Annotated in this window: 10 protein-coding genes; 6 read left to right on the plus strand and 4 right to left on the minus strand. The window is 48.4% G+C overall.

Annotated features, from left to right (window positions below):
• The first annotated feature begins 12 nt into the window (after positions 1-12).
• Positions 13-630 (plus strand): LysE family translocator, encoded by a 618-nt coding sequence (locus tag EDD73_RS06790; protein ID WP_131919027.1) that lies wholly within the window; start codon positions 13-15, stop codon positions 628-630.
• Positions 631-687: 57 nt separating this feature from the next.
• Here EDD73_RS06790 and EDD73_RS06795 read toward each other — a convergent pair whose 3' ends face one another.
• Positions 688-987, minus strand: coding sequence for a zinc-ribbon domain containing protein (locus tag EDD73_RS06795; RefSeq protein ID WP_131919028.1), 300 nt, complete (start codon positions 985-987; stop codon positions 688-690).
• A 323-nt stretch (positions 988-1,310) separates the two neighbouring features.
• Here EDD73_RS06795 and EDD73_RS06800 point away from each other — a divergent pair, with 323 nt between their 5' ends.
• The 5 genes from EDD73_RS06800 to EDD73_RS06820 all read left to right on the plus strand — a co-directional run bounded on the left by EDD73_RS06800 (position 1,311) and on the right by EDD73_RS06820 (position 8,506).
• Positions 1,311-2,339, plus strand: coding sequence for a CFI-box-CTERM domain-containing protein (locus EDD73_RS06800; protein ID WP_131919029.1), 1,029 nt, complete (start codon positions 1,311-1,313; stop codon positions 2,337-2,339).
• Between the two features lie 47 nt (positions 2,340-2,386).
• Positions 2,387-2,746: a hypothetical protein gene (locus EDD73_RS06805; protein WP_131919030.1), complete on the plus strand. Its 360-nt coding sequence runs from the start codon at positions 2,387-2,389 to the stop codon at positions 2,744-2,746.
• A 22-nt stretch (positions 2,747-2,768) separates the two neighbouring features.
• On the plus strand, positions 2,769-3,020 hold the full coding sequence (locus EDD73_RS06810) for a LamG domain-containing protein (protein WP_264672917.1): 252 nt from the start codon (positions 2,769-2,771) through the stop codon (positions 3,018-3,020).
• 56 nt (positions 3,021-3,076) lie between these two features.
• On the plus strand, positions 3,077-4,795 hold the full coding sequence (locus tag EDD73_RS06815) for a cadherin-like beta sandwich domain-containing protein (protein WP_131919032.1): 1,719 nt from the start codon (positions 3,077-3,079) through the stop codon (positions 4,793-4,795).
• Positions 4,796-4,861: 66 nt separating this feature from the next.
• Complete coding sequence (locus EDD73_RS06820; RefSeq protein ID WP_165876360.1) at positions 4,862-8,506, plus strand: glycoside hydrolase family 9 protein; 3,645 nt, start codon at positions 4,862-4,864, stop codon at positions 8,504-8,506.
• Positions 8,507-8,632: 126 nt separating this feature from the next.
• Here EDD73_RS06820 and EDD73_RS06825 read toward each other — a convergent pair whose 3' ends face one another.
• The 3 genes from EDD73_RS06825 to EDD73_RS06835 form a co-directional block, all read right to left on the minus strand.
• Positions 8,633-9,406, minus strand: a complete 774-nt coding sequence (locus tag EDD73_RS06825; RefSeq protein ID WP_131919034.1) for a M48 family metallopeptidase — start codon at positions 9,404-9,406, stop codon at positions 8,633-8,635.
• 148 nt (positions 9,407-9,554) lie between these two features.
• Complete coding sequence (locus EDD73_RS06830; RefSeq protein WP_131919035.1) at positions 9,555-10,277, minus strand: copper amine oxidase N-terminal domain-containing protein; 723 nt, start codon at positions 10,275-10,277, stop codon at positions 9,555-9,557.
• A 202-nt stretch (positions 10,278-10,479) separates the two neighbouring features.
• Positions 10,480-10,752, minus strand: a complete 273-nt coding sequence (locus EDD73_RS06835) for a group I intron-associated PD-(D/E)XK endonuclease (protein WP_131919036.1) — start codon at positions 10,750-10,752, stop codon at positions 10,480-10,482.
• Positions 10,753-11,468 lie beyond the last annotated feature (716 nt).

Below are 11,468 nucleotides of genomic sequence, written 5' to 3' on the forward strand. Positions count from 1 at the left end.
GAGAATGCCTATATGGAACTAACTTCGATATTATCTTTTCTGGCTGTGTCGGTCATGTTAACTTTAATGCCCGGTCCGGACATTATTTTTGTGGTTACCCAAAGCATAGCCCAAGGCTACCGCGCAGGCATTGCTACGGCATTGGGGTTGTGCACTGGGCTTACTGTTCATACCTTGGCGGCAGCTCTAGGTGTGGCGGCGCTGATTTATCAATCGGCTATGGCGTTTCAAGTTGTTAAGTATGCCGGTGCACTTTATCTGGTCTATCTTGCTTGGTTAGCTCTCAAGGATAAGGATACGATTGCCCTTGGGAAGGAAGAAACACATACCCTCCAAGCGCTTTATCAACGTGGCATCTTGATGAACATACTGAATCCTAAAGTATCGCTTTTTTTCTTAGCTTTCTTGCCACAATTTGTGTCCACCGAAAGAGGTTCTGTTTCACTGCAAATGGTGATGCTGGGCTTTTTATTTATGGTGCAAGCAATCATTGTATTTAGTCTTGTTTCGTTGTTTGCCGGTAAGCTCGGGGACAAATTGGTGCGAAGCCCCGGTATCGGGCGATATATCAATTGGGCCAAAGCCGGTATCTTTGCGTTGCTGGGTATTCGATTAGCTTTTTATGAGTAAACCGGACAAAATAAAAAGCTCACCTTTGCAGGTGAGCTTTAGCTGTTGAATTAGATTCTACCAGCGGTTGCGGGGTTGGAAGCAATCGCGGCAGTAGACAGGCTTATCGCCACGGGGTTGGAAAGGAACCGTTGTTTCTTTGCCGCAAGCGGAGCAAGTAACAGGGTACATTTCGCGCTCTTGACGTTGGTAACCGCCACGGTCGTTGTTGCGGTTTTGTTTGCGGACGGCGCGGCACTCGGGGCAACGGCCAGGTTCGTTGGTGAAACCTTTTTCAGCATAAAATTCTTGCTCGGAAGCAGTGAATTCGAATTCGCGGCCACAGTCTTTGCAGGCTAACACTTTGTCTTGAAACATAGAAAAAATCCTCCTCAATATTTGCCCTGTCTAGGGATATCCGTAAACCTCCCTAGCCGATGGCCATCGAGAAGAATAGCGTTTTTCCATATCAGGAACTGATGTTAATTCTACACGGTAAAAGCACGTTTGGCAAGTGCTTGATCGAATATATTTTCAGAAAGGATAGCTATTAATTTTGATAAAAGCAAGACGGTCACGATATTCTAGGACTTTTATATGTTATATTTTAGACAACAATCGACAGTATATGATGGATTTACGCCGGAGAAATGCTGAGATATGTTGAACAGGCAAAATTGCGATAAAGAAGGAGTAATGAAATGAAAAAAGTGTTCTTTTGTTTGATTTTTATTATCCTGTTGCTCGGGGCACCGCCTTGTTTTGCCCAAGAAGCGCAGATCGCTACGCTTTCTGCCGAGGTAAAGGATCTTCGGGTGACGATCAAGGGGTCGGTCAATATTCCGCAGTCGAGGCAGATCACCCTAAAGGTTATTGATCCACAAGGGAAACTGAATCATCTTAATCAATTTGGCTGTCAGAACGATGGAACCTTCCAGTACAGCTACAAACTGACGAGTCCCAGCCAAGGGGCTTATCAAGTGTTTGCAGGCGGTACCGGCATCCGTACGCTGAAAACAACGACAATGAGCTACAGCGCAGATAGCGGTGATAGCGGCGGCGATGGTGGTGGTGGTGGCGGTGATGAACAAGGTGGAACTCAAACCGGCATCATTAAAGGCGTAACGATTACTCCTTTATCCCATGTGGCAGGCCTAGCCCAGGAGATCACTGTTACCGTAACGACGGAAAACATACTCGATGGGACGGTGGTAAAAGCAGAACTTGTTACCGCGCAGGGCGATTCATTAATCCCGGCGGTAACGGCTGTGGATGCGGTTGTTTTGAATTCGACGATCATTAGATTAACGATACCTGATACCGTTGCAGAAGGTGAATACAAAATCAAGGTAACTGCCGATGACGCTGTTAACACACAGAGTGCCTATACGATCAGTGCACCGGTTGATGAATGCTTTATCGCCACGGCCGCTTATGGAACCAAGTACGATCCGGCCGTCGTGATGCTGCGGCAGTTCCGCGATCAATGGTTATTGACGAATGAGGCTGGGAAAGCCTTTGTGCAATATTATTATCAAAATTCACCGCCGATCGCACGTTTTATCGCCAACCAAGAAGGATTAAAAACATTGATTCGCTTCGCTCTGATACCGGCCATTGCCGTGGCCTACGCACTCATGCATCCTTGGGTTGTTGTGGCAGTATCACTATTAGTGGCGTCGATTTATGTTTATTACCGCAGAAGCAAAAGCACAATTTCTGTAGGATAAAGAGTGAACAACAACAGAGTAAAATCGATAAAAGGGGAGAACTGCCGATGATGCTGAAAAAGACAAGTCGTCGATCGCTGTGGTTGCTAGCCATCACGGTGGGACTTTGGTGCTTGTCCGGGTTGAGCATAGTCGTTGCTGAAGCCGCAGAACAGCAATGGAAGGACTTCTGGAATACCTGGCGGCACCGTATGATCTGGCCCGTCGATACACCGGAAAGCGGGCCTTATGCCTATTTGCGCTGGCAACAGCGTGGCATCACTACGCCGTGGATTCAAGAATTCCGGCAAGTGATCATCGAATTCGGCAATGAAGCGCTTTTTGCCGCCCAAGCAAAGAACCGCGATGAGATGGCTGCCAAGGGATATACCTATGATTTAACAGCAGTTTGTTTCCTTCATCAATAAAGCGTATTTGCACTTACCTACGGTGGTCTTCCCGGAAAATCAATGGGTTCACCTGGTTACAGTATTTGATGGAAGTAACCTTTGTGTGTATGTAAACGGTGAATTCGTCGGGACAAAGCATACCGGTATCCAGTCTTTTACGACGACGGAAGACTTGGTGCTGGGAGCGATTAAAGACACCTGGGTCAAACCGATGAAAGGGAAGATGGATGAAGTGCGCATCTATCGACGGGCATTGACGATCGATGAGATTCGACGTTTAGGGATGAAGTAAGGTAGCCTGGAAAAAGAGGAGCCATAAGATTAAGGAAAGTAGGGGTGAGGCTGCCTTTGAAAAAAATACTTCCCCATATCCATCTTTTAATCTTTTTGTTATTGCCATTTTATTTGTCAACAATGAGCCCCGTTTGGGCAAGTAGTACTGGAAAGAGTCAAATAAGCAGTGACTGTTCCTATCTGTTTCCTGAAGTTTTCTCGGGCAACGCGGATACAATTCCCCATATGAGCTTTTATGTAATGGACAAAGATTATAAGCCGATCACTGGAATCGTGGTTGATCAAATTGAGATCAAGCAACAGGGAGCGCTGATCTTATCAGCTACAAAAGTAAAATCATACAGTCGTTCAGGTTGGTATTATTCAGAGAATATTAATTTACAAACAAAATTTAGCAACAACAATGGGAATAACAAGGTTGATATTGTTTTTTATCAAGATGGGACGGAAGTAGCAAGACTCCTTGACTTTACGATCCCCTGTTATGATCAGACCGTCATCTCGTCAGTTCGCCCGACGATATTGGGGACGGAAAGAAATGAATTTCCCCTGGATGTGACCATATTAAACGCCAGCGATAATGCCACGGTTGATGCCTATTACACGGATACGTTTGGGAATAAGGTTGCCACACTCGTAGCAGAGAATCATAATGTCCGAAGCCATGACAGTGCCGCGAAAGAGTTACATGTTCGATTAAAAATGCTCAAAGGAGCCTTATTCGATAAAAGCAAGGCTACGACCTATTCCGCGCATATCCTTGTCAATGGCATGGAAGCGACGTACCGTGGAGCCCACGCCAGTCCCCTGCAAGTGTACGATCAGCCGTTGGTCACGAAATGGTATGTTATGGAGAACCCGCCCTATCGTTATCGCATTGAAGGTATAAATCTTATGAAGGCCAGCCCCTTTACCCTCAAACTAAAACAAAAAGGTGAAGTCATTGGTGAGGTAACCGGGATCAATGCCAAATTTAATGCCGACACCTATTGTGTATACATTGATGAGGATATTACGAGTAAGATCAAAGATCCGAATACCGAACTGGAAACAACCTTATATTCCAATGGTGTCGCATACGAAACGATTACATTTTTAGACAAATCCGATTCTTCTGACGGGGGCGGCAATGCCAATGATATAACGAAGACGGATTTACTTTCCTTAGCCATGAGTGACGGGATGTTGACGCCGGCATTTACGCCCGACATTACATCGTATCGTGCAACAGTAGATGACAGCGTGGACAGCATTATCGTCACACCGACGCTCGTTGACAGCAAATTGGGAACGATTACAGTCAACAACATTCCTGTGGCCAGCGGGCAGGCATCCGGTGCAATCGAATTACTTCCCGGCGATAACCTGATTACCATCGTCGTTACTGCCCCGGATCAAAGCAAAAAAACCTACACCATCAACATAACAAAGGATATTATTCTTGACGAGTGCTTCATCGCCACAGCATCGTTTGGCTCCAAGTTCGACCCGGCCGTTCTTCTGCTCCGCCAATTCCGCGATGCCTATCTCCTCACCAACTCGCCGGGAAAAGCCTTTGTAAACTTCTATTATCGGCATTCGCCGCCGATTGCCCAATTCATCGCCGGTAACGAGCCCCTGAAGTCAGCGGTCCGTATGCTTCTGATCCCTTTTGTGATAATGGCGCACCTCTTACTTCATCCGCTTGGACTTGTGACCGGTAGCGTTGTACTTTTCGGAGCAGCAGGGTTTTACCGCAAGAAGCGTTTGACCTTTTCAAATCAAAAATTATAAAAACAAGACCGATGAATGCTCCTCTTTCAGGACGGGACAAAGTTCAAAAATAAGGGGGCGATTTTGATGGACCCGATGAAGAGGCGCTGGCTTTGTTTGATGCTGGCGATCCTTTTTTCTGTATTCAATCTGCCCATACGTTACCCGGCAGAACCGGTAGGTTGCGCGAACGCCCAAGTGAGACAAGCAGACCCAGTAAGCCTATCCTCCGATCCCACTGCATCTGCGCTGCAATCTTCAGTGCCCCCCACCATGCCGCAAGGAGAGCTCATCGCGTACTACCCCTTAGACGGCAACTTCAATGATGCCTCCGGCAACGGCTATCACCTCACGCCGCTGATGACCGATCCGCCCTTCAGTACGGAGTATCAAATTCGTGAATCGAACCGTTGCTTTGGTCCCGTCGCTGACGGCCGCCTCCATGGGGCAGCGTCTGACCGGTTGCCGGCCGATGTAAGCAAGAGCTTGACGGTGGCCGGATTTGCCCGCAAAGTCAACAGCAGCAACCAGATCTTTGGCACGATCTTTGGCTTTTCCTCCGAAAACTGGACGGAATCGACGATCGGCTTGAAAACAAGCTGGGGTATGGTAACGGCATCGAGCGGTGATATCCGTACGGGCATCCAACTTGGGCGATGTTTGGACACCGATGCATGGTACCATCTGGCCCTGGTTGTTGATCCCGTGGACCCAACAACCAACACACAAACCTACCGGGCCTACATTAACGGCGAATTAAAAGAGGTAAAAGCGTATCAAAAATATGGTCCCGTTGACGCTTTTTATATCAGTGCGATCGAAGGTGCTTCGAACTACATTAATTTTTATGTCGATGAAGTTTATGTCTACGGTCGAGCCCTGGCACCTACAGAAATCCAAAACTTGGCCGTCATCAACAATCCCAACGGTCCGCCACCGCCCAACAGCGGCATTCGTGCCCGGAAAATTCCGAAGGACCTGACCGTGCAAGGAAAACTGCGCATTTACCCCATCACCAACGAATGGATCTGCGTGACCGGTGATTACAACGATTTTTTACGAGAACGGTTTCACGATGAGTTCGGTGATTATCTCAGCTACATCGACAAGCTCTATGTCAAAGATGCCGCCTCCGTAAACAATTGGACCGTCTATAAGCCCTACTTATCGTGTTTACAGGAAATCTTGTTTGCCTATCGACCGCAGATCAAAAAGAATTTTGAAGATCCCGCTTTTTTTACCGTACAGGAATTGAGCGGCGACGGATCGGGCAATGCCGGTGACAGCGCGGCCCGACCGCAAGCGTTGTTTGCCTATCAGCCCAAGAATCCCAACAATGGCGAAGAAGCGGCATTTTTTCGGTTTAGAGAATTGCCCGGTAGCGGGACAAGCGCAACACCGGAAGAGAATCCGGTGGCGATTGTGAACCAGGGCTATTGGCTCCAAGCGATCGGCCGCTTTCCCTATTACACCCAGACTGCACGATACACGGTGCATAACTGGGGCAATACCAACGGCGAATTGATCCACTACGCGTTCATCAAGCTGGAGAAGCCGCTTGTAGAAGGCAAAACGTACCGGATAAACACCAAAAATAATGAACAAGCAACGTTTCAATACCGCGAGCAAGACTTGATCTCACGGGCCATCAAAGTTAACCAAGTGGGCTACATGCCTGATGCCGGCAAAAAATATGCCTATCTGGGGTTATGGATGGGCACGGCCGGCGCTTTGGAACTGCCGGCGTTGGTGGGGCAGCCTTTTTATCTGATCAGCAACGGGACCGGCACGATCAAATACACCGGCACGGTGCAGCCGCGCTTTACGGCCGACAATCCCGTGCAGGACAACTTTTTCCCCGACCAGGTGCCCCTGACCGGGGAAAAAGTCTACCAGCTTGACTTCTCTGATTTTAAAGAACCTGGCCATTACTACATCTACGTTCCCGGCGTCGGCCGGTCCTGGGATTTTCGCATCAATGACGATGTCATGGGCGAAGCTTTTTATCTTCATGCCAAAGGCTTGTACCACCAGCGTTCCGGCACCGACAAGGTAGCACCTTATACGAACTGGACGGTCGATGAACCGGACTATCATCGGTTGACCTATAAGGCCAACTTTATCGCCTACCATACCGATCAGGCTTATCCGGCGCGCACCGATCAATACGGTTTTCGCAATGAAAAAGGCGAACCGATTGAAAAACCGATCACCCCGTTTACGGTGATCAGTGAATCAGCGACGAACGAACTGGTTGAAGGCGTCTGGGGCGGATGGCGCGATGCGGCCGACGGTGATCGACGACCGCACCATTTTGGCATCGTACAAAGTTTGCTGACGGCGTACTTGATGTTTCCGGAAAAGTTTACGGATGGGCAACTGAATATCCCGGAAAGTGGCAACGGCATTCCTGATATTATCGACGAAGCTACCTGGGGCGTAGACGTATGGCGCCGGGCGCAAAATGAAAAAGGCGGCGTTGGCTGCTGGATTGAAGCGGAGTCCCATCAAAACAAGCAGTGGTATCTGGCCCAGCCGACAAAGATCAGCACCATGCAGTATGCAGCCCATGCGGCGCTGCTGGCGCGGGTGTATCGTATGGTCTATGAGCGTGATCCCCGGTTGACGGAAGCGCTGGCGCAGTCCCGGCTTTTTTACGCATCGGCGAAAAAAGCCTATGAATATGCATTGAACCCGGAGAATGTACTCACTTTTTCTTGGAATCACAAAAAAGACGACGGCACCATGGCCGTCTATAGCTACATCGAACCGCCCGATGAAGTGGAACCGGGCTATATCTTCAAAGCGGCCCTCAACTTATATTATCTCGCTCAGGATCAAGCAGAAAAAGCCGTCTATCTGCAAGCACTTAACGCCAACGAAGCGGGCTTTACGAATGAAGTTCTGCAAATGCACTGGCGCTTGAGCCCCTACACTTTTTTTGAAATCGTGCTCAGTAAGGATGAGGGAGACCCCTTTGCGGCATGGGTGCAATATTATCGCGATCGCATTTTGAAGAACAATCTTCCTGCCACCGCGCTCGGCTTACTGGAGCAGCAAGAAAAGGATCCCTATCGCTTCACCAACCGGTTTACCCCGTCGGTGCCGGCACGCTGGGGACTCAGCAATGCCTATCGCTACGGGCAGCCCTTGCTCATCGCTTACTATTTAACGAAAGATACAGATAAGCAGGCGGCGGAAAAATACCGCAATGCCGCATTGAATCTTGTGGATTTTCAAAATGGCGCTAACTCTATGGGGAAATCGTGGACCACATCGCTTGGCCATGTGTATCCGCTGCGCATTCAACATCATGATGCGTTGCCCGATAACGGCTATTATGAGCCGGTACCGGGCATCAGTATCTACGGCATCATCGGGGATACGCCCATAAACGGCAAATTCAGTTATGTGCAATCCATCAGCTATGGAGGGCAGTATCAATCCATGCTGCCCGATGCATGGTCCGGTGGCAATGATCAACTGAGTTTGTCAGAGATCAAGCAAATCTTGCTCAGCAAAATGCCCGTCTGGCATCGCTATTGGAACATTGAAGATGCGATCGTCGATTGCAATGAGTTTACGGTTCATGAAACGATTGGGCCGAGCATTATTTTTACCGGTGCTTTGTTGCCGGACGGGTGGATGCCCTCGGAAGAGTTAAAGAACCGGAAACCGATGACTACGAAAGAAGAGATGGAGAAGCATCCGGGGTATGTGTTTATGCCGTAGCAGGGGGGGAGCGCCCTTACTAGTGCCTCATCAGACAACGTTGAACCGGAAATTCTATTTTCTTTAAACGATAAGATTAAGAGTTTGTATGCTTTTAAAAGCAGGTTAAGGTTGCTTGATGGGGCACTAGGCAGGGCCTGTCGGCAGCCCCTGGTACTGTGCATATTTCTTTAATTCGAGGATCCGTTTGGTCATCCGTGGGTGCGTGGAATAGAGCTCCTGCAATAATCCGAACATGGAAGGGACCGATTGTTCTTGGTCGATAAAAGACCGGAGATTGGTTTGGCCGGCCAATACGCGACTGCCTAAGCTGAGGCTGACGAGGGCGTTGCAAGCGGCATCGGTATCGCCGGTTAGCACCATGGCCACGCGATCGGCACTCAACTCACAAGCCCGGGCGTAGGCGCCACCTAAAAAAGGCACGGTCGTTGCCGGCCATAAAAAGAGGGTTCGCCATATACTGATATGACCTAAGCGATGGTGAGCCAATTCATGGCTGATGATCATGGTCAGTTCTCCCCAGGCTTTACGGTCAAGTGAGAGATCGACCAAATCACCATAGAGAATCATGTACCGCCCTGATAATACCCGAATCGCCAGGGCGTTAAGGACACCTTGACCGTTGGCGATAAACACGTCGGGAACGGAAGTTAAACCAAGTTTGCCGGCGGCGTCATCGACAATCTGCTGGATTTCGGGAAATTGGCTGCGACTGACTTTTACTGCATTTCCGAACAGTTGCGCTTTTAAGTACAGGCCCGTGATCCAGGAAAAGAGCATCACCGGGATGAGAATCGCCCAGGCGAACCAGATCAGCGTCAACCAAAGCAATCCGCTGATCCCGTAGGCCAGGTACAGGTAGGCTTCTTCCTTCTCATGACGGAGAGCATTCACGTTCATCAAAAGCAGTTCCTCACTTTCTCATTATCGATTGCTGTCATTGACGGCAATGTCATGATTATGAGGTGGTGATACTGAACATGATGGAAGCTCTAACCAGCATCTTTTGGTACGTGGTGAGTATACATTTGGGGGTTACACAGGTGTTTCAGTTGGGAAAGTAGATCACGGCTTGCGATACGATACCCCTGTCCTGAGAGAAAACTAAGCCATAAACGTTTCCGGATTGAGGTTGATAGACCGTAAAGTACCAGAGCGCGCCGTTCTCGATTTTGAAGGGCTCACCATAGAGCTCTTTGACTTTCGATATAGGATCGCCGAGGCGGATTCCCCGCCGTGTCATTCCGTCAGGCTTCAGTTCCAAGTAGGGCATCCCGTATTCTTCCCGCTCGACAAAACTGGGACTGTTCACTTCAATATCATCCCAGGAGAGCAAATGTTCTTCGGTAATCCAGACGGTGGGACCGAGCAGTTGATCATCATAATAGACATGTTTGCCGAGCCCCAGGGACACCACCCGCAGCGGAACCATGACATAACCGTCCACCTTTTGCGGTGCAACATCCAAAGGCACCGGGGTTCCATTGATCAGTGCTTCCGGTTTACCGATAACCAGTTCGATGGTGTTTTTCTTACCCGTAATCGTTGCCTTTTGCTGCGCATCGTCCCAGGTGACAGGCGCCCCGAGTGATTCACTAACTGACCGTAGCGGCACGAACGTCCGGTCTTGGATTAGGCGCGGGGCTATCGGGGTTTGTAAGTATTCGCCTTCAACAATGATTTGGATTTCACCGGCCATCGCCGGCACCGCTGAAGCAGTGAGCATCAGGCTTGTCAAAAAGGCAATAAAATAACGGGATAAGCATTTCATGCAACCAGCATCCTTTCTGTTGGCTTTCCCTTTGGTAAGCCATATATATCTGCCGGTTGCGTTTTTCGTTACAGGTAATATCAAGAATGTTTTAAGCGGGGGTTAAACAAAGTGGCAAGGAATAAAATAAGTGGTTATTGTTTTGGCGAGGGAGAAAGCAACGAAAAAAGCGTGTCCCGGTGAGGGGAAGCACGCCATCTGCTTACTCTTTGCCATTTATCAATTCATCGAATGCGGACCAAGAATGATAATAGTTTGATCGTAGTCCATCCTTAGAATGAACAACCGCAGATAAATACGCGGGATCACGTCTCAGATTTTTACCCTGAACCTTCAAACATACCCCATTTTTCTCAACGATCAAATCATACTTTGAAGCACCGGATAGGGGCTTGCTTACGTTATAGCCGGCCAACATTAAAAAGCCAGCAACAATTACTTCTCTTGCATTGCCCAAACTCTGAATACTTGCCAAACTACGTTCACCTCATTATCGATTTTTAACACTAAAGAGCGCGATGGATGATCGGGGAGCAGCGGGGAAGTAGCGTTATTTTTGAAACAATCAGTTTTTACGGCTTGAGCGTCGACGGCCATGCTGTTTTTTTGTATGGCGTAGTAGCTTTTGTCAAAGCTTTTAAGACTGATTAAAAGGAAGTTTGTGATGAACAGAGAACACTATTTACTACTATGGTAATCATCTTGATAGCATTCGTACTCGGTTAACCAAAAATATATTGGTAAAGAGTTTCTTTGGTTCCTCAAGGTACTACAGCGTCGTTTTCATCGTTCCGAACGCTTGTATCTCATTCTGAATAACTTCTGTCCCCACAAAACGAAGCTTGTTCGTGAATGGGCAGAGCAAAACAACATGGAACTTGTCGTTACGCCAACCTACATCGTGGCCCAATTGGAGCGAGTGCCTCTTTGCGCCGGCATTTTGTACTGTCGGGCTTTGATTACCCGGATCATGTAGCATTAGCCGATGTAAAACAATTCTACCTATGTTGGCGAAATAAAAGTGCTAAATCACAAAAGATTTTCGCCTTCAAAAACGGGTCAGAGTTGGCTGATGGGGCACTAGCTGATTTGTGTTGGTCGAGTAGATGGGCTCCTCTCTTGCTTTAGGAGCAGGTTTGTGTTCCCTGTTTCTCTCCGTTTCCTCTGAGAGTGTCACAATATTTGCTCCAT

It is taken from the genome of Heliophilum fasciatum (genome assembly GCF_004341395.1).
In the GTDB taxonomy this organism is placed as follows: Bacteria; Bacillota; Desulfitobacteriia; order Heliobacteriales; family Heliobacteriaceae; genus Heliophilum; species Heliophilum fasciatum.